The 18,843-nt window shown below is 72.2% G+C and carries 14 protein-coding genes; 7 read left to right on the plus strand and 7 right to left on the minus strand.

The features are described 5' to 3' along the window. Positions 1 to 63 precede the first annotated feature (63 nt). Positions 64 to 1,353: a glycosyltransferase gene (locus tag BFV98_RS09435; protein ID WP_071095872.1), complete on the plus strand. Its 1,290-nt coding sequence runs from the start codon at positions 64 to 66 to the stop codon at positions 1,351 to 1,353. Further along, positions 1,350 to 1,991, plus strand: a complete 642-nt coding sequence (locus BFV98_RS09440; protein ID WP_071095874.1) for a sugar transferase — start codon at positions 1,350 to 1,352, stop codon at positions 1,989 to 1,991. Before BFV98_RS09435 ends, BFV98_RS09440 begins: the two co-directional genes overlap by 4 nt. 139 nt (positions 1,992 to 2,130) lie before the next feature. On the opposite strand, the gene BFV98_RS09445 is transcribed toward BFV98_RS09440, so the two are convergent. The 3 genes from BFV98_RS09445 to BFV98_RS09455 all read right to left on the minus strand — a co-directional run bounded on the left by BFV98_RS09445 (position 2,131) and on the right by BFV98_RS09455 (position 6,185). Next, on the minus strand, positions 2,131 to 3,480 hold the full coding sequence (locus tag BFV98_RS09445; RefSeq protein WP_083395250.1) for a glycosyltransferase: 1,350 nt from the start codon (positions 3,478 to 3,480) through the stop codon (positions 2,131 to 2,133). A 135-nt stretch (positions 3,481 to 3,615) separates the two neighbouring features. Then, entirely contained in the window at positions 3,616 to 4,914 is a 1,299-nt protein-coding gene (locus BFV98_RS09450; protein ID WP_071095878.1) for a lipopolysaccharide biosynthesis protein, read from the minus strand. Between the two features lie 26 nt (positions 4,915 to 4,940). After that, positions 4,941 to 6,185 carry an O-antigen ligase gene (locus tag BFV98_RS09455; protein ID WP_143025320.1) on the minus strand — a complete coding sequence of 415 codons (1,245 nt, stop codon included), beginning with the start codon at positions 6,183 to 6,185 and terminating at the stop codon, positions 4,941 to 4,943. 364 nt (positions 6,186 to 6,549) lie between these two features. On the opposite strand from BFV98_RS09455, the gene BFV98_RS09460 reads away from it, so the two are divergent. Beyond that, a complete protein-coding gene (locus tag BFV98_RS09460) occupies positions 6,550 to 7,479 on the plus strand; it encodes an NAD(+)/NADH kinase (protein WP_071095882.1) in 930 nt (309 codons plus the stop codon). Here the strand turns inward: BFV98_RS09460 and BFV98_RS09465 are convergent. The 4 genes from BFV98_RS09465 to glgC form a co-directional block, all read right to left on the minus strand. Next, positions 7,448 to 8,500 (minus strand): DegT/DnrJ/EryC1/StrS family aminotransferase, encoded by a 1,053-nt coding sequence (locus BFV98_RS09465; RefSeq protein ID WP_071095884.1) that lies wholly within the window; start codon positions 8,498 to 8,500, stop codon positions 7,448 to 7,450. The genes BFV98_RS09460 and BFV98_RS09465 overlap by 32 nt on opposite strands. Next, entirely contained in the window at positions 8,497 to 9,369 is an 873-nt protein-coding gene (locus tag BFV98_RS09470; RefSeq protein ID WP_083395252.1) for a GNAT family N-acetyltransferase, read from the minus strand. The genes BFV98_RS09465 and BFV98_RS09470 overlap by 4 nt, the downstream gene beginning before the upstream one ends. A gap of 86 nt (positions 9,370 to 9,455) precedes the next feature. Further along, entirely contained in the window at positions 9,456 to 11,099 is a 1,644-nt protein-coding gene (gene pgm, locus BFV98_RS09475) for a phosphoglucomutase (alpha-D-glucose-1,6-bisphosphate-dependent) (protein ID WP_071095886.1), read from the minus strand. Positions 11,100 to 11,133: 34 nt separating this feature from the next. Beyond that, positions 11,134 to 12,366, minus strand: coding sequence for a glucose-1-phosphate adenylyltransferase (gene glgC, locus BFV98_RS09480; RefSeq protein ID WP_071095887.1), 1,233 nt, complete (start codon positions 12,364 to 12,366; stop codon positions 11,134 to 11,136). Between the two features lie 94 nt (positions 12,367 to 12,460). On the opposite strand from glgC, the gene glgA reads away from it, so the two are divergent. The 4 genes from glgA (at position 12,461) to glgB (ending at position 18,751) form a co-directional block, all read left to right on the plus strand. Further along, positions 12,461 to 13,654 carry a glycogen synthase gene (gene glgA / locus BFV98_RS09485; RefSeq protein ID WP_071095889.1) on the plus strand — a complete coding sequence of 398 codons (1,194 nt, stop codon included), beginning with the start codon at positions 12,461 to 12,463 and terminating at the stop codon, positions 13,652 to 13,654. A gap of 90 nt (positions 13,655 to 13,744) precedes the next feature. Continuing rightward, positions 13,745 to 14,536, plus strand: a complete 792-nt coding sequence (locus tag BFV98_RS09490) for a class I SAM-dependent methyltransferase (RefSeq protein WP_255368081.1) — start codon at positions 13,745 to 13,747, stop codon at positions 14,534 to 14,536. A gap of 4 nt (positions 14,537 to 14,540) precedes the next feature. Beyond that, positions 14,541 to 16,661: an alpha-1,4-glucan--maltose-1-phosphate maltosyltransferase gene (locus BFV98_RS09495; RefSeq protein WP_071095891.1), complete on the plus strand. Its 2,121-nt coding sequence runs from the start codon at positions 14,541 to 14,543 to the stop codon at positions 16,659 to 16,661. Further along, positions 16,649 to 18,751, plus strand: a complete 2,103-nt coding sequence (glgB, locus tag BFV98_RS09500) for a 1,4-alpha-glucan branching protein GlgB (RefSeq protein WP_071095893.1) — start codon at positions 16,649 to 16,651, stop codon at positions 18,749 to 18,751. Before BFV98_RS09495 ends, glgB begins: the two co-directional genes overlap by 13 nt. Positions 18,752 to 18,843 lie beyond the last annotated feature (92 nt).

Genomic DNA, 18,843 nt, shown 5'->3' on the forward strand with positions numbered 1-18,843 from the left:
GCCAAAGCGACTATAAGCCTCGTACCACTCGTGACGAGGGTCCGAACGCTCGGAGGCGAACCCGTGAAGCCTGCTCCCCGGTCCGGTGCTGCCGCCCACGACCCGACCGGCCGACCGGCGCTGCGCGTCGCCGTCATCGTCAAGACGAACTACGGCGGACTCTGGACCATCCCGCAGGCGTGCGCCCTGCGGGATCGCGGCCACGAGGTGGTGGTGATCTGCCCACCCGGCGGGCGCCTAAACGACCGCCTGGCCGAGGCCGGGATCCGGACGGTGGCGTCGCCGTTCTCGTTCCGCTTCCGCCCCAGCCTGAACACGCTGTCCGAGCTGTGGCGGCTGCGCCGCCTCGTCCGCCGCCTGCGGCCCCAGGTGCTCTACCACCACCTGTACGCGGCCACGCTGGGCGCGCGGCTCGCGACCGTCGGCCTGCCCTTGGCGCGGGTGCAGTTCGTCGCCGGCCCCGCGTTCCTGGAGTCACGGGCGGTCCGGATGGTCGAGCGGCTGCTCTGGCGCCTGGACCGCACGATCATCTGCGGCACCCGCTACACCTCCCGCCTCTACGGCGAGCTGGGCGTACCGGCGTCGCGTCGCCCGGCTGTCACCAGCGGACTCAACCTGGCCTGGGCGACCGCGGACCTGCCGGACGACACGGCGGCGACGCGGGCGGAGGCCCGGGCGAAGTGCCGCGCGGATCTCGGGCTGAGCCCGGACCAGTTCGTCGTGATCATGGTGGCGTACGTCTATCCCCCGCGGAAGCTCGCCGCCCACCGGGACCGAGCGTTCAAGGGCCACGACGTCCTGCTCGCCGCGTGGCAGGAGATCCGGTCCCGGCACCCCGAGGCGGTGCTGATGCTCGTCGGTGGCGGCTCGGACCAGGCCGGCGAGGACCACCGGCAGGAGCTGATCCGCCGGTTCGGGGTCGCCGACGACCACTCCGTCCGCTGGATCGACACCGCCGACGACGTACGGCCCTACTACCGGGCGGCGGACCTCAGCGTCAGCCCGTCACTGAGCGAGGGGCACGGCGCGCCGCCCGAGGCGGCGCTGCTGGACGTTCCCAGCATCGTCAGCGACGCCGGCGGGCTGCCGGAGACGGTGGACGAGAGCTGCGGGTGGGTGGTTCCCCGGGACGATCCGGCCGCCCTGGCGCAGGCCATCGAGCACGCGTACGCCGAGTTCCGGTCCGGGCGTCTCGCCGAGCGCGGCGTACGCGCCCGCGAACGGTCGCACCGGCACTTCGACAACCGGATCTCCGCGGTGCGGATGGCCGAGGTCATCGAGCACGCCGCGGGCGTCGGCGGACCACCCGGAGAGTACGCCCCGCAGGCCGCCGGGAAGGCGAACTCCCGGTGAGCCCCGCCCGGCGGACGATCGAGCTGCGGCTCAAGCGGCTCGTCGACATCACAGTGGCGCTCGTCGTCCTCGTGGTGACCGCGCCGGTCGTGGCCGTCGCGGCGCTGCTCGTCCTGGCCCAGTTCGGCAGCCCGGTCTTCTTCCGGCAGGAACGCACCGGCCGGTACGAGCGCCGCATCCGGGTCCTCAAGCTCAGGACGATGTCCGACGACCGCGACGCGGAGGGCCGGCTGCTGCCCGACGGGGTCCGCTGCCGGGGCGTCGGCCGGACGCTGCGGCGGCTGAGCATCGACGAGCTGCCGCAGATGGTCAACGTGCTCCGGGGCGACCTCAGCCTGGTCGGTCCCCGGCCGCTGCTGCTGCGCTACGACCCCTGGTACACCGACCGGGAGCGCAAGCGGTTCGAGGTCCGGCCGGGCATCACCGGGCTCGCGCAGGTCAACGGCCGCAACGACCTGGCCTGGACCGAACGCCTGGAACTCGACGTCCGCTACGTTCTCGACTGGTCCCTCTGGCTCGATCTGCGCATCCTCGCGCGGACGGCGGGCAAGGTCCTGCGCGCCTCCGGCGTGGCGGTCGACCCGTCGGCGCAGATGCTCGACCTCGACCAGGAACGGCGCCTCACCGGCGTCCGCTGAGGCACCGCATCGGCCCTGTCCCCCGCACTGCGGCCCGGCCCACGTACCGGTGCCGTCTCTCTGCGCCGCGGCCGACGACGAGCGCACGATCGATCGCCGCGCCGTGCGGGCACGGGGATCGATCGGTGGCGGGGCGGGCTCAGCGTGACCGCGGGCGGCGTGTGCGGTGCGCCCTCCCGGCGGCGTCGCGGAGGATGTCCAGGTAGGAGCCGAGCTGGTCCTCGCGGAACAGGCCGTCCATCGCGGCGGCCGGCACCGCCGGCAGTCGTCCGGTCCGCTCCTTCACGGCGAGCCACTCCCGCAGCCGTGCCGCGATCGCAGCGGGGTCGTTGCACACCACCCCGGCACCCCGGTCCCGCAGGAGTTTCGCCGCCACCCCGCCCTCGTACCCGAGGAGGAGGATGGGCCGCCGGGCCTGGAGGTAGTCGAATATCTTGCCGGTCACCGTGCCGGCGTCCCGCGGGTCGTTCCACATGAGCAGGACGAGCGCATCCGCGTCCGCCTGGATCCGCCATGACTTCTCCGGCGGGACGTAACCGAGGTTGGTGACCGAATCACGCACGCCGGCCCGTCCGGCCGCGACATCGACGATCCCGTGGTCCTCGCCGGCGAACGTCACGTGCACCCGGCTGGCGTCGTCGCCCAGCAGCGCGATCGCCTCCAGCAGGGGGCCGGGATCCCGACGCCCCGGGTAGACGTACCCGGTGTGTGCCAGTGTGAGAGTCGCCCGGCCGCCGCCGACGGGAGCGGCGTCGACCGATCCGGCAGGCGGGGGCCGCCGGTCGATGCCGTTCATGACCACATGCGTGTCCACCCCGAACGTGCGGCGGACCGTCTCCGCCAACGGCTCCGACACTGTCACACAGGCCGTCACCGACCGCAGGAGGCGTCGCTCCAGCTTCTCGTCCACCGCCCGTCGCGGTGCCGAACGTACCCAGTACTCGTTGCCCACGGACCAGAGATCGCGGTAGTCCGCGACCCAGGGCACCCGCAGCCGGTTGGCGATCGCGGCCGCCACCAGGAACCCGGAGAACGGCGGAGCTGACACCAGGACGACATCGGGACGCCAGTCGCCGGCGGACCGGCGGAAGGCACGGATGGCCGGCCGGACCCAGTTGAGCTGCGGATCGGGGACGAGCAGCTCCAGGCCGGCACGGACGAGCGAACGGTTGGCCTTCGCCCTCAGCCGGGTCAGTCGCGGCACCGGCCGGGCGACTTCGCCGTCGGCCGGCACGGCCTCGATCCGCCTGACCCGGGGAAGCTGGGGCGACGGCTCGGCGCGGATCACGCGGTCCTCGGGCACCAGGGTCGGCTCGTCCCCCTGCCCGGCGGCGACGGTGGTCAGCACTCGGACGTCCCAGCCCTGCTGGAGCGCGAAGGCGGCGAGGGCACCCGGCCGGCGGGCGCCGACCGACTCCGCCGGCGGGAAGTAGTAGGAGACGATCAGCAAGCGCAACGCCGACTCCGGTTTCCGTTCTCGATCGGTCATGGCCGGCACCCCGGCCGCCCGTGGTACGAGCCCTGCATCTGGGCACACTCCTTCTCCTGCTCTGACACATGCATCAACGACGGCGCACAGAGTCGAGATGCGCAAAAGGTTCAAATAGGTCCGCCCCGCCGTCCATCAGCTCTGTGGAACGAGTCGGGGTGACGAGGCGGCACGTCTCGCGGCCCGGCTCGCCATCGTCACCACACGCAACGACATGAGCCAGCCGACGCCGTACGTGACAGCTCCGGAGAGACCGAACGCCCAGACGGCGGTCAGCGCGGATCCGTCGGCCAGCGCCACGGCGGAGACAGCGCCCGCGATCACCAGGACACGGCCCGCGTCCCAGGCGAGTTGGAGACCTTGACGTTCGAACACGACCAGCGTCTGGGAGAGCGGTGACGCGACGAACTGAGCCGCCATGAAGACGGCCAGCGCCTGTGCGTAGTCGGCGCTGCTGTGCCACTGGGGCCCGAAGATCAGGGAGAACGCCGACGGCGCGGCGAGCACGACGGCAACCGCGCCGGGCACAGCGATCAGTGCCAGTCTCCGCGTCGCGCCGATGAAGATCCGCCGCCCGTCCGCGGCACGCTCCCGGGCGGCCCTCGCGATCTCGGCCAGGTAGACCTGGGCGACGGCGGAGGACACCAACGCGATCGGCATCGCGATCACCCGCTGGGTCAGGCCCAGCCAGCCGGCGACCGTGCTGCCGTACCAGGAGGCGATGAGCAGAACCGGCAGCTGAGTACCGAGGATGTTGAGGAGTCCGGACGGCGCCATGAGAAAGGGGAACCGGCGGTATCTCCGGGCCACGGCCGCAAGGCCCCGGAACCGCGCGCCGCCCGCCGCCGCTGCGCCGCGCCGGCGTGCGCCCCGGAGCAGGACCCCGGCGGCAACCACCTGCCCGAACCCGAACCCGAGCGCCAAGCCGCCGGACCGCAGACCCGCCACGCCGGCCACGAGTTGCGTGGCCACGACGCCCACGGCCTGGAACAGGTTGCGCCGACCGATCATGCCGTACCGGCGGTGTCGCACGGCGAACTGGTTGAGCACCAGAACCGTGCCCATCGCCGCGGCGGTGGGCGGAACCACCCACAGCCAGGGCGCAAGATCGGGCTGGTCGAACCACCGGGCCACCTCGTCACGCAGGAGCAGCACCAGCAGCGCCCCAACGGCGCCCGTCCCGCAGGCCGCGGCGAGGCCCAGGGTCACCAACGCACGGGCGTCACTCTCCCGCTCGGGAATCGGGATCGCCATCTCCCACCGGAGCGCGGCCACCGTGCCGATGGTCACCGCCAACGCGGAGACCACGGCGAAGAGACCGAAATCGGCCGGACGGTAGATCCTGGCCAGGAGCGGAGCGGCCGCCAGCGCCAGCACCTGGCCGCCCGCCGACCCGGCGGCGATGCTGAGCACGCCGCGCCGGGCCCCCGACATGGTGGGCAACCGGGAACGGCGCCAGGTCAACCGAGAGCCCGCGCCCGGCCGGCGTGTTCCCGGAGCCCGCGCCCGCTCGGCGGGCGGGCCGGGGACATCGGCCCCCATGCCTCGGCACGGGCCTGCCGCCGGGCACCGACCGCGCCCGGCCGCCCCCCGGCGGCCCGTGCTCGCGCTCCGGCGAGCAGGAGCACGCCGAGAGCCAGCACGACGAAGAGCGGTCGATCCCCGTTGATGTCGCCGGAGGTCGACACCGCCACCGCGTAGAACGCCAGCAGGCCGAGGACGAGCCCCGCTGCGGGCTCGCGTCGACTGACGACCCAGAGTCCGAACGCCACGGCGAGGACGGCCAGGACGAAGAAGCCTCCCACCAGCCACCCCGCCTCGGCCGGTAGTTCGAGCCAGAGGTTGTGCGGATACCTGTAGACGGCCATGCCGGAGTAGTCACCCCAGTTGCCGTAACCGATTCCGCCCGGGTTCTCGGCGATGATCGGCGTGGTGGCCTCGCGCATGGCTGCGCGCGCGCTACCGAACAGCTCCTCGCTCGGGTCGACCACGAGGGCGTACACCCGAGGCGGCAGCAGTGAGGGCAAGGCGGCGACGACCAGCACCAGGGCACCCATCAGGGTCAGGCCGACCCACTCACGGCGAACCTGCCGGATCTTCAGCCGCAGTCCGGCCAGGACGAGGAAGAACATGGCGACGACGGTGGCCAGCAGCGGCCCCCGGGAGCCGGTCGCGATCAGACCGAGGAGGAGTATCACGGCCAGGAGAGCCGCCGGCCAGGCCGACAGACGCCTGCGCAGGTAGAGCCAGGTGAGGGCCACGAGCGCGGCCCCGACAGCTCGGGCCAGCCAGATCGGATTGGAGCCGAACCCACTCGCCCGCCCGCCTTCCGAGTCCCCCGTCAGGGCCGCGACCGCGAGCACCAGGCCCGACACGACGAACACGACGGCGAACATCTCGACGTCCCGCGGTCCGCGCAGCACCGCGACCGCCAGGACGGCGGCCATCGTCAGGGTCACCAGCAGGAAGAACTTCTGCTGGCCGTACTCAGATTCCGGTGCGCGGGTGATCCCCGGCAACGCGAGCACTCCGAAGAGCACCAGAACCCAGAACACCACGACGCGGGCCCGGGAGGCCGGACGAAGGACCTCGTGGAGGATCAACGGCACCGCCAGCAGCACCGCGGTCACCACGAACCCGCGGGCGATCAGGCGCGGGAACTGGTCGAAGTTGAGCAACGCCACCACGATCATGGCACGCACCACGGAGGATCCGACACCTGAGCCGGACCGCACCCGCGGGCCCGCTTCGAACGGCAGTCCGGGGCGGTTCATCACGCCGGCGGCGGACCGGCCCGTGCCGTGCGCCACCGTCACCTCCGGCTCCCCACCGCGCACCTCGGCGCCCGGCCGCGCAGGCTGCGCACCTCAAGGTCCGGCCGATGCCGCAGTCGGGCACCCGCCATGATCATGACTTGCATCGACGCTCCACTCGTCCCCGTTCCACCTCGCGTCCAACGAGCCGGAGCCGAGCACGGGTACGGAAGGTCGCCTGTTCGGACACACTTCGCCGCCCACGCGCCTTCCGGTACGCCGGGCGGCCCGCCCACCGGTGTGATGAGCTGTAGGGGTGGCGGGCTATGTGTTCGGGCTGGTGCTGCATCCCACCCGGGACGTCTCCGAGGTGGTGGAGACGATCGCACGGTGGGCGGCCCAGCACCGCAAGACCCTGGCCGTCAGGTGCGAGGACCGGCACCGGGTGCCGGCCTCGGTGGAAGCGGTGCCCGTCGGCGACCTGGCCGCACACTGCGACGCGCTGATCAGCATCGGCGGCGACGGCACCATGCTGGGTGCCCTGCGGATGGCATTCCGCGATCCGAAGCCGGTGCTCGGCGTACACCTGGGGCGGCTGGGCTTCCTGGTGGAGGTGGAACCACCCGACCTGCCCCGGGCGCTGGAACGGCTGGTGGGGCGCGATTTCACCGTCGAGTCGCACGCGTGTCTGGCCTGCGACGTCTGCGGTGACGACGTGGTGGCGTTCAACGACATCGCCCTGGTCCGGCAGCCCGGGGCGGGCTTCGTCACCGCCACCCTGGCGGTCGACGGTCAGCGCTACGGCTACTACCGGTGCGACGCGTTGGTGGTGAGCACGCCGACCGGCTCGACCGCCTACAGCTACGCCGCCGGTGGCCCCTTGATCTCGCCCGCGACCGAGGCGATGGTGGTGACGCCCTCCGCGCCGATGGCCGGGATCTCCCGTTCGGTTCTGCTCTCCGCCCACGAGCGTGTGCACCTGGAGCTACGGCCGGATTCCGCGCCGGTGGCGGTGGAGATGGACGGGTTGCTGATCCGTCAGGCGGCGACGAAGGGTTCGGTCCACGTCCGGTACGTCCGCGACGCCGGTCGCGTCGTCCGTCTGGACCCGCGCCGCTACCAGGAACGCAACCAGCTCAAACTGAGCCTGCTCGATCTGCCGTTGCTGCCCGAACAGCTACGCGAACTCCTCCCGGAAGGGCTACGGGAGCAACTCAACCGCCGGAAGCTGCCCCCGCCGCGCTGACGGCCGCGCCCTGCGCCGCCTCGTCGCCCCCGAACCCGGGTGCCACCACGGTGCGGTGGCCGGGAAGCGAGTTCAGAGCCCGGCGGAAGCCGGCGACCAGGGCGGGGTAGTCGTCCGGCGCGACGTCCTGGTGCACCGGGAAGTTGATGATGTGCCGCGCGAGGCGCGCCGTCGTCGGGTGGTCACGCAGGTGCTCGATGAGCGTGTGGTAGAGGCTGACCATGCCGAATCCCTCGCGGTTCATCTCGGCGTAGACGTGGTCGCGGTTCTCGCGTCCGGCCCCGAGGATCCGCACCGGCAGGGTCTGCGGCACGTCGTCCTCGTCGAGTTCGGGCCACATCAGCTCGAAGGCGTCACCCAGCTCCGGCAGGGTGCCGAGCAGACCGGTGAGGGCACGGAAGTTCTCCCGGCGCTGTCGTGCGATGCCCGACGTGTCGTGGTCGATCACGTACCGCGCCAGCTCCGGCGCGGTCTCGCGCTGCCCGGTGAGCCGGTCGGGGTTGCGGTAGGTCATCATCCCGCCGCGCGCGCCCGGCATCGGCAGCATCTTGTGCAGGGAGTAGAGCGACACCTCCCCGGTGCGCCCGGCCGGACCACCGAGCGCGTGGGTGAACCAGGCGTGCGCGAGGTCCTCCAGCAGCAGCGCCCCGTGCCGATCGGTCAGGTTACGGATCCGCTCGACCGCCCGCTCGGTACGGCCGAAGTAGTGGATGACCACGACCACGTCGTACCGGCGCTCGGCGAGCCGGGCCTCCAGCGACGGCAGGTCCACCGCGAGGTCCGGGGTCAGGTCGTAGAAGCCGGGGTCGAGGCCGAGTTCGGTCACCGGGTCGAAGACGCCACTTCCCTCGTGCGCCGACCAGCCGATGAACGACGGCAACAGGATGCCGCGCTGCTCGCCTCGCCACACCTCGGGCTGCGCGAGAAGGTCCCGCATCCCCTCCCGGGCCGCTCCGTAGAACAGGCTCGGGGTGCGGAATGCACCCGGGTCGGTGGCGGTCTTGGCGATCGTCTTCGTCACGTGAGCTCCAGTCGGGTGCGGATCTCGGGTGTGGACATCCTCAGCGAGCGGTTGACGGCGCGCAGGTCACCGAGGGCACACTGTGGCGGGATGTCGCCCGGCGCCATGACCAGCACGCGATCGATCTCGGGGAACTCGCGCAGCACGGCGGCGACGACGGCCGGCTGCCGCAGCGTCGCGACGTCGAAGCAACGCAGCACCCGGGCGCTCGGACGACCGAATCGCACGTCGGAGTCCCCGGCGACGACCGTGAGCTCGCCGAAGCCGTAGGTGTCGAACCAGGCGCGGGCGGCGTGCAGACCGTCGAGCCGCACGCCGGCGGACGGAGCGGATCGGTCGGCTGCGACGTCGGTGACCCACCACGTGCTCGTGGACTCGGTGGTGAAGCCGAGCCGGTCGTACAGCGCCCGGGCGGGGGCGTTGTCCGCGAAGACGTCCAGCCGCATTCCCCGGACGCCGGGATGGCGATCCAGGTACGCCCGCAACAGCGCACGGGCGACGCCGCGGCCGCGCGCGGCTCGGACCACGCAGATGTAGGAGAGGTGGGCGAGTCCCGGGTCGACGAGCGTCAGGTCGGCGAAGCCCAGCCGCTCGCCACCGTCGGCCTCGGCCACGAGGAAACAGCGGCCGGGGAACGACGCCGGATGCGCCAGCACGACCTCCCAGAACCGGGCGACGCCGGGCTGGGCCGAAGTCAGGTAGTCGTGCAGGTGACTGACGAACGACGCCTGGCTGACCGAGGCCAGCCAGGCGGCATCGTCGACGACTGCCGGACGGACGTGAACGTCCGGCGGAGCAGCCGGGTCTCGACTGTCGGAGGCGGGCGACACGGAATCGGGCAGTGGTGCAGGACGCGGGACGACCGACATGGCCACACCATAGGACGCCGACCACCCCTAAAGGGGGATTTCCGGCAGAAACCGCCCGGCGGAACGGCTGACGCCCCCGCGAACGGTCAGGCGGTGGCGAGCACGCCGTCGACCAGCACCTTGGCCTCCTCCTGGATCCGGGCCAGATGCTCCGGGCCCTGGAACGACTCGGCGTAGATCTTGTAGACGTCCTCGGTACCGGACGGGCGGGCGGCGAACCAGCCCGACCCGGTGGTCACCTTGAGGCCGCCGATCGCGGCGCCGTTGCCGGGTGCGGTGGTGAGGATCGCGGCGATCGGCTCACCGGCCAGCTCGGTGGCGGTGACCTGCTCCGGCGACAGCTTCGCCAGGACGGCCTTCTGCGCCCGGTCGGCCGGGGCGTCGATGCGGGCGTACGCGGGCGCGCCGAAGCGGTCGGCCAGCTCGGCCCAGTGCTCACTCGGCGTACGGCCGGTGGTGGCGATGATCTCGGCGGCGAGCAGGCAGAGCAGGATGCCGTCCTTGTCGGTGGTCCAGGTGCCGCCGTCGCGGCGCAGGAAGGACGCGCCGGCGCTCTCCTCGCCGCCGAAGCCGACGGTGCCGTCGAGCAGGCCGGGCACGAACCACTTGAACCCGACCGGCACCTCCAGCAGCGGACGGCCGAGGTCGGCCGCGACCCGGTCGATCATCGAGGAGGAGACGAGCGTCTTGCCCACCGCCGCGCCCGGGCCCCACTGCTCCCGGGTACGGAACAGGTGGCCGATCGCCACGGCCAGGTAGTGGTTGGGGTTCATCAGGCCGCCGTCGGGCGTGACGATGCCGTGCCGGTCGGCGTCGGCGTCGTTGCCGGTGGAGACCGCGTAGTCGTCCCGGGCGGCGATCAGCGAGGCCATCGCGTTCGGCGACGAGCAGTCCATCCGGATCTTGCCGTCGCCGTCGAGCGTCATGAACCGCCAGGTCGGGTCCACGAGCGGGTTGATCACCGTGAGGTCGAGGCGGTGCCGTTCGGCGATCTCGCCCCAGTACGCCACGCTCGCCCCGCCCATCGGGTCCGCCCCGATGCGCACCCCGGCGTCGCGGATCGCGTCGATGTCCAGCGCGGCGGGCAGGTCGTCCACGTACCGGGCGAGGAAGTCGTACTCCCCGGTGGTCGCGGCGGCGCGCGCCCGCGCGTACGGGATGCGTTTCACCTCCTTGAGCCCGGCGGCGAGGATGGCGTTCGCGCGGTCCTGGATCCACTTCGTGGCGTCGGTGTCGGCGGGCCCGCCGTGGGTGGGGTTGTACTTGAACCCGCCGTCGGACGGCGGGTTGTGCGACGGGGTGATCACGATGCCGTCGGCGAGGCCGCTGGTGCGCCCCCGGTTGTGGGTGAGGATGGCGTGCGAGACGGCGGGGGTCGGGCTGTAGCCGTCGCGGCTGTCGCGCAGCACCGTGACGTCGTTGGCGGCGAGCACCTCCAGCGCGTCGGCCTCGGCGGGCGCGGAGAGCGCGTGGGTGTCCCGGCCGAGGAACAGCGGCCCGGAAAGGCCCTGCTCGCGCCGGTAGTCGCAGAGCGCCTGGGTGACGGCGAGGATGTGGTCGGAGTTGAAGGCGTTGCGCAGGCTGGATCCGCGGTGCCCGGAGGTGCCGAAGGAGACCTGCTGCGCCGGGTCGTCCGGGTCCGGGTGCTCGGCGTAGTAGGCGGTGACCAGCCGGGGCACGTCGACCAGGTCGTCGGGCTGTGCGGGCTGGCCGGCACGGGGGTGGGCCACTGCGGGATCCTCCTCGGGGATGCGGCGGGAATGCTCAGGGCTCGACGCGCTGGCCCTTGCCGATGACGACGATGCCGTTGTCGGACACGGTGTAGCGCTGGCGGTCCTTCTCCAGGTCGACGCCGATCTCGGCGCCCTCCGGGACGTGGACGTTCTTGTCCAGGATCGCGCGCCGGACGACCACGTGGCGGCCGATCTGGACACCCTCCATCAGCACGGCACCGTCGACGTGCGCCCACGAGTGGACCTTCACCTTCGGCGCCACGATCGAGTTCTCCACCAGCGAGCCGGAGATCACCGAGCCGGGCGACACCATCGAGCTGACCGCGCGGCCCACGCGCTCGCCCCAGGCGTGCACGAACTTGGCCGGCGGGTACGGCGGCTGCTCGGTGTAGATGGGCCAGTCGAAGTTGTAGAGGTTGAACACCGGGTGCACGTTGATCAGGTCCATGTGCGCGTCGTAGAACGAGTCGAGCGTCCCCACGTCCCGCCAGTAGCCGCGGTCGCGGTCGGTGCTGCCGGGCACCTCGTTGTCCTTGAAGTCGTAGACGTTTGCCTCGCCGCGCTCGACGAGCATCGGGATGATGCTGCCGCCCATGTCGTGCTTGCTGGTCTTGTCCGCCGCGTCGCGCTCCACCGCCTCGCACAGCGCCTTGGTGGTGAACACGTAGTTGCCCATCGAGGCGTAGATCTCGTCCGGCGCGTCGGGCAGCCCTACCGCGTCGGTGGGCTTCTCCCGGAACGCGCGGATGCGCTTGCCGTCCTCGCCGACCTCGATCACGCCGAACTGGTCGGCCGTCGACAGCGGCTGGCGGATCCCGGCCACCGTGACCCCGGCGCCGGAGGCGATGTGGTCGTCGACCATCTGCCGGGGGTCCATCCGGTAGATGTGGTCGGCACCGAAGACGATCACGTAGTCGGGCTGCTCGTCGTTGATCAGGTTGAAGCTCTGGTAGATCGCGTCGGCCGAGCCGGCGAACCACCACGGGCCGCGGCGCTGCTGCGCGGGCACCGGCGTGACGTAGTTGCCCAGCAGCGTCGACATCCGCCAGGTCTTGGTGATGTGGCGGTCCAGCGAGTGGGACTTGTACTGGGTCAACACGACGATCTTGAGGAAGCCGGCGTTCGCCAGGTTGGACAGGACGAAGTCGACCATGCGGTACATCCCGCCGAAGGGGACGGCGGGCTTCGCCCGGTCGGTGGTCAGGGGCATCAGGCGCTTGCCCTCCCCGCCGGCCAGGACGATCGCGAGCACCTTGGCAGCCATGCTCAGACGCTAACGACCCGGAACCGACTTCACCACTCGGACGCCCACACTTGCGCACCGCGTGGGACACCCGGCTCTGCACTAGGGTGCGGGCATGGCACCGATGCGCGTCGACCTGCTCACCCGCGAGTACCCGCCGGAGGTCTACGGCGGCGCCGGGGTGCACGTGGAATACCTCGCCCGTGAGCTGCGCCGGCTCGCCGACGTGCGGGTGCACTGCTTCGGCGCGCCCCGCGACGAGAAGGGCGTGACCGCGTACGCCGAACCCGCCCCGCTCGCCGGCGCGAACGCCGCGCTGCGGGTCATGGGCGTCGACCTGGAGATGGCCGCCGGGACGGCCGGCACCGACGTGGTGCACAGCCACACCTGGTACGCCAACCTGGCCGGGCACACCGCGAAGCTGCTGCACGGGGTGCCGCACGTGGTGACCGCGCACAGCCTGGAGCCGCTGCGCCCGTGGAAGGCCGAGCAGCTCGGCGGCGGGTACGCGCTCTCCTCCTGGTGCGAGCGGACCGCGTTCGAGGCGGCCGACGCGATCATCGCGGTGAGCGCGGGCATGCGCCGCGACGTGCTCACCGCGTACCCGGCGGTGAACCCCGACCGGGTACGCGTGGTCTACAACGGCATCGACACCGCGCAGTACGCCCCGGACCCGGGCACCGACGTGCTCGATCGGCTCGGCATCGACCCGGCCCGGCCCAGCGTGGTGTACGTCGGGCGGATCACCCGGCAGAAGGGCCTGCCGTACCTGCTGCGCGCGGCCCGGGAGCTGCCCGCCGACACCCAGCTGGTGCTGCTCGCCGGCGCGCCGGACACCCCGGAGATCGCCGCCGAGGTGGAGGGTCTCGTGGCGGAGCTGCGGGCCACCCGGTCCGGGGTGATCTGGGTGGCGGCGATGCTGCCCAAGCACGAGGTGATCCAGGTGCTCACCCACGCCACGGTCTTCGCCTGCCCGTCCGTCTACGAGCCGATGGGCATCGTCAACCTGGAGGCGATGGCCTGCGAGACCGCCGTGGTGGCGACCGCCACCGGCGGCATCCCCGAGGTGGTGGCCGACGGCGAGACCGGGCTGCTGGTGCCGATCGAGCAGGCCGGTGACGGCTCGGGCACCCCGCTGGACCCGGAGCGCTTCGTGGCCGACCTGGCCGCGCGCATGAACGAGCTGCTGGGAGACCCGGAGCGGATCGCGGCGTTCGGGGCGGCGGGGCGGCGACGGGCGGTGGAGCACTTCTCCTGGGACGCGATCGCCCGCCAGACGATCGAGGTGTACCGCTCGGTGGGGGTGTAAGGAAGGGCACCTTGTTAACGCCTCCGGTAGAGGAAGGGCCCCTTCTTAACAGCCCGCCCGGTCGCGGTCGGCGGCGGATACAGTCCCCGGATGCCGGATGCGATCTTCGCCCATCCTCGGCTCGCGCCGGTCTACGACGCGTTCGACGGCGACCGGGACGACCTGGACGCGTACCTCGCGATCGCCGACGAGCTGGACGCGCGCGTGGTGCTCGACCTCGGCTGCGGCACCGGGAACCTGGCCCTGCTGCTCGCCCGGCACGGCCGTACCGTCGTGGGGGTCGACCCGGCCGGGGCGTCCCTCGCCGTCGCCCGGTCGAAGGACCGCGAAGGCCGCGTGCGCTGGGTGCACGGCGACGCCACGACGCTGCCACCGCTGCGCGCCGACCTGGCTGTGATGACCGGCAACGTGGCTCAGGTCTTCCGCACCGACGACGACTGGGCGCGAACGCTGCGGGGCGTGCACGGCGCGCTGCGGCCGGGCGGGCACCTCGTGTTCGAGACGCGGCGTGCCGAGCGCCGCGCGTGGGAGGAGTGGGCGGCGGACAGCGCGCCGGTGACCCGGGACGTGCCGGGCGTCGGGCCGGTGGAACGACGTCTCGAGGTCATCGCTGTGGACCTGCCGTTCGTGTCCTTCCGGTTCACGTACCGGTTCCCGGCCGACGGCGCCGTCGTCACGTCGGACTCGACGCTGCGGTTCCGCGACCGGGACGAGGTCGAGGCGAGCCTGACCGCCGCCGGCTACCGGGTGCTCGACGTGCGGGACGCGCCCGACCGCCCCGGCCGGGAGTTCGTCTTCGTCGCACGCCGCGCCGACGAGCCGCGCGGAGAGGGTGCATCCGGGTCGCAGCCGAGCGCGAGAGGATCTCGCGCAGTAGGTTGAGCGGGTGACTGGACGGTTCCCGATCGAAGACGTCTCCCCCGTCGTCTCCTGCGGTCGCTACCCGGCCAAGGCGGTGGTCGGCGAGGTCGTACCGGTGTCGGCGCGGGCCTACCGCGAGGGCCACGACGCGCTCGGGTGCAACGTGGTCTGGCTCGGCCCGGACGGCGCGGCCCGCCCGTTCACCCGGATGCGCCCGGGTGAACCCGGCCAGGACCGATGGCACGCCACCATCCGCCCGGACGCGGTCGGCCTGTGGCGCTTCGCCGTGGAGGCGTTCGGAGACCCGTACCTCACCTGGCAGAACGCGGTCACGAAGAAGCTCGCCGCCGGCCAGGGCGCGGCCGAGCTGGCGAACGATCTGGCCGAGGGCGTACGGGTGCTCACCGCCGCGCTCGACCTGGTGCCGAGGGCCGACCGTGATCGCGTACGCGAAGCCGTGCGGGCGCTGGCCGACGACGACCTGGACCTGCCGCGGCGGGTGAGCGCGGCGCTGGACCTGGCCGACCTGCTGTGGGAGCACCCGGTGCGCGAGCTGGTCACCACCGGCGAGGAGCGCACGCTGTGGGTGGACCGGCCGCGGGCGCTCTTCTCCGCCTGGTACGAGTTCTTCCCCCGCTCCGAGGGCGCGGTCCCGGCCACAGTCGACGCGCCCGCGCGTTCCGGCACGTTCGCCACCGCGATGGAACGGCTGCCGGGTGTCGCGGCGATGGGTTTCGACGTGCTCTACCTGCCGCCGATCCACCCGATCGGCCGGGTCAACCGCAAGGGCCGCAACAACGCGCTCACCGCCGGGCCGGACGACGTGGGCTCGCCGTGGGCGATCGGCGCGGCCGAGGGCGGCCACGACGCCATCCACCCCGATCTGGGTACGCCTGAGGACTTCCGCGACTTCGTCGCGGCCGCCGCCGAGCAGGGGCTGGAGGTGGCGATGGACCTGGCGTTGCAGTGCGCGCCGGATCACCCGTGGGTCACCGAGCACCCGGAGTGGTTCACCACCCGGGCCGACGGCAGCATCGCGTACGCGGAGAACCCGCCGAAGAAGTACCAGGACATCTATCCGCTGAACTTCGACAACGACCCGGAGGGCATCCGGGCCGAGGTGCTGCGGGTGGTGCTGCACTGGGTCGGCGAGGGCATCCGGATCTTCCGGGTCGACAACCCGCACACCAAGCCGTTCGACTTCTGGCACTGGCTGATCGCCGAGGTCAAGAAGGTCGACCCGGACGTGCTGTTCCTGGCCGAGGCGTTCACCCGGCCGGCGATCATGCACGGGCTCGGCAAGATCGGCTTCACCCAGTCGTACACCTATTTCACCTGGCGCACGACGGCGGCCGAGATGCGGGAGTACTGCGAGGAACTGGTCGCCTCGGTCGACTGGATGCGGCCGAACTTCTGGCCGAACACGCCTGACATCCTGCACTCGTCGTTGCAGCACGGCGGCCCGCCGATGTTCAAGATCCGGGCGGTGCTGGCGGCGCTGCTGTCCCCCTCGTGGGGCATGTACGCGGGGTTCGAGCTGTTCGAGCACGTCGCGCGCCCCGGTGCCGAGGAGTACCTGGACAACGAGAAGTACGAGCTGCGCCCGCGGGACTGGGACGCCGCGCTGGCGCAGGGCCGGTCGCTGGCGCCGTTCGTCACCACGCTGAACCGGGTACGCCGGGACAACCCCGCCCTGCACCGGCTGCGCAACCTGCGGTTCCACGACATCGACAACCCGGCGCTGCTGTGCTGGTCGAAGCACGACCCGGAGACCGGCAACACGGTGATCGTGGTCTGCTCGTTCGACTCCCGCGAGGTGCAGTGGGGCAACACCACGCTCGACATGCCGGCGCTCGGCCTGGACTGGCACGAGCGGTTCACCGTGCGCGACGAGCTGACCGGCGCCGAGTACGACTGGGGGCAGCGCAACGCGGTGCGCCTCGACCCGTACCTGCAACCGGCGCACGTGCTCACAGTGCGCCGCCCGGCCGCACCCGAGCCCCCGCAGCCGGCCGCGCCGACCGCCGCCGAGCCGGAGCAGCCGACCGCGCCCGACCTGACAGTGGAAGACGTGCCCGCCGACCTCTCCGGCGGCACCGCCCCGACCGCACCGGCCGACAAGGACGACGCCCGATGGACCAGCTGATCGCCGGCGAGGTACACGACCCGCACGCCGTGCTCGGCGCGCACCCGGCCGACGGGAGCACCACGATCCGGACGCTGCGCCGGGGCGCGGGCGAGGTGGCGGTGCTCGCCGACGGCGAGCGGCACCCGATGAAGCGGGTGCACGACGCCGGTGTCTTCGAGGCGGTGCTCCCCGGTGAGGTTCTCGACTACCGGGTCGAGGTGGACGGCACGACGCACGACGACCCGTACCGTTATCCGCCCACGCTCGGCGACCTCGACCTGCACCTGATCGGCGAGGGGCGGCACGAGCGGCTCTGGGCGGCGCTCGGCGCCCGGGTGTTCGACGAGGGCGTCGCGTTCACCGTCTGGGCGCCCAACGCGCGGGCCGTGCGGCTGATCGGCGACGTCACCGGCTGGGCGCCGGACGACGGGTGGCCGATGCGGTCGCTGGGCTCCAGCGGCGTGTGGGAGATCTTCGTGCCGGGCATGCCGGTGGGCAGCCGCTACAAGTACCGCGTCCTCGGCGCGGACGGCCGGTGGCGGGACAAGGCCGACCCGATGGCCGCGCGCACCGAGGTGCCGCCGGCCACCGCGTCGGTGGTGCACGAGTCACGGTACGAGTGGGGCGACGCGGACTGGCTCGCGCGCCGGTCCCGGCAGGCGCCGCACCAGGAGCCGATGAGCGTGTACGAGGTGCACCTGGGCTCCTGGCGGCCCGGCCTCGGCTACCGCGAGCTGGCCGAGCAGCTCACCGCGTACGTGCTGGAGATGGGCTTCACCCACGTGGAGTTCCTGCCGGTGATGGAGCACCCGTTCGGCGGCTCGTGGGGCTACCAGGTCACCGGCTACTACGCGCCGACGGCCCGGTTCGGCGACCCGGACGACTTCCGCCACCTGGTGGACCGGCTGCACGCCGCCGGCATCGGCGTGCTCCTGGACTGGGTGCCGGCGCACTTCCCGAAGGACGAGTGGGCCCTCGCCCGTTTCGACGGCACCCCGCTGTACGAGCACCCCGACCCGCGTCGCGGCGAGCACCCAGACTGGGGCACGTACGTCTTCGACTTCGGCCGCAACGAGGTGCGCAACTTCCTCGTCGCCAACGCGCTGTACTGGCTCGACGAGTTCCACATCGACGGACTGCGGGTGGACGCGGTCGCCTCGATGCTCTACCTGGACTATTCCCGGCAGGACGGGCAGTGGGCGCCGAACGTGCACGGCGGCCGGGAGAACCTGGAGGCCATCGCGTTCCTCCAGGAGGTCAACGCCACCGTCTACCGGCACCACCCGGGCGTACTGATGATCGCCGAGGAGTCCACCGCCTGGCCCGGCGTCACCCGGCCCACCTCGGAGGGCGGGCTCGGGTTCGGGTTCAAGTGGAACATGGGCTGGATGCACGACACCCTGCTCTACACCTCGAAGGACCCGATCTACCGGCAGCACCACCACCATCAGCTCACGTTCTCCCTGGCGTACGCGTGGAGCGAGAACTACGTGCTGCCGATCAGCCACGACGAGGTGGTGCACGGCAAGGGCTCGCTCGCCGGCAAGATGCCCGGCGACACCTGGCAGCGGCTGGCCACGGTGCGGGCGCTGCTGGCGTACATGTGGGCGCACCCGGGCAAGCAGTTGCTCTTCATGGGCTGCGAGCTGGCCGACGACAGGGAGTGGAGCGAGGAGCGCGGCCTCGACTGGTACCTGACCCACGATCCGGCCCGCGCGGGCGTGCAGCGGCTGGTGGCCGACCTGAACCGGGTCTACCGGGAGAGCCCGGCGCTCTGGGCGCAGGACACCGACCCGGCCGGCTTCCGCTGGATCGCCGGGGACGACGTGGCCAACAACGCGGTGTCGTTCATCCGGATCGCCCCGGACGGGCAGACGCTCGTGTGCGTGGCGAACTTCTCCGCGCTGCCGCTGGAGGATTACCGGATCGGCCTGCCGGCCGGCGGGACGTGGACCGAGGCGCTGAACACCGACGCCCACCACTACGGCGGGTCGGGGGTGGGCAACCTGGGCGAGGTGCACGCCGAGAACGTGCCGTGGCACGGCCTGCCCGCGTCGGTCGCCCTGCGCGTGCCGCCGCTGGGCGTCCTCTGGCTCCGCCCGGCCTGACGGCACAGCCCAGCCGGCCGGGCGGCCCACGGCGAGCCCGTTATGACTCAGAGGCATAAGTATGCCTCTGAGTCATATCCGTATCAGGGAGT

The sequence above is a fragment of the Micromonospora sp. WMMB235 genome, assembly GCF_001855515.1.
Taxonomy (GTDB): Bacteria; Actinomycetota; Actinomycetes; order Mycobacteriales; family Micromonosporaceae; genus Micromonospora; species Micromonospora aurantiaca.

Bases quoted from the DNA above. Each gene is read 5' to 3' on its own strand.
- BFV98_RS09445 (WP_083395250.1), bottom strand. From the start codon at position 3,480: ATGACCGATCGAGAACGGAAACCGGAGTCGGCGTTGCGCTTGCTGATC.
- BFV98_RS09450 (WP_071095878.1), bottom strand. From the start codon at position 4,914: ATGTCGGGGGCCCGGCGCGGCGTGCTCAGCATCGCCGCCGGGTCGGCG.
- BFV98_RS09470 (WP_083395252.1), bottom strand. From the start codon at position 9,369: ATGTCGGTCGTCCCGCGTCCTGCACCACTGCCCGATTCCGTGTCGCCC.
- glgC (WP_071095887.1), bottom strand. From the start codon at position 12,366: ATGGCTGCCAAGGTGCTCGCGATCGTCCTGGCCGGCGGGGAGGGCAAG.
- glgA (WP_071095889.1), top strand. From the start codon at position 12,461: ATGGCACCGATGCGCGTCGACCTGCTCACCCGCGAGTACCCGCCGGAG.
- BFV98_RS09490 (WP_255368081.1), top strand. From the start codon at position 13,745: ATGCCGGATGCGATCTTCGCCCATCCTCGGCTCGCGCCGGTCTACGAC.
- glgB (WP_071095893.1), top strand. From the start codon at position 16,649: ATGGACCAGCTGATCGCCGGCGAGGTACACGACCCGCACGCCGTGCTC.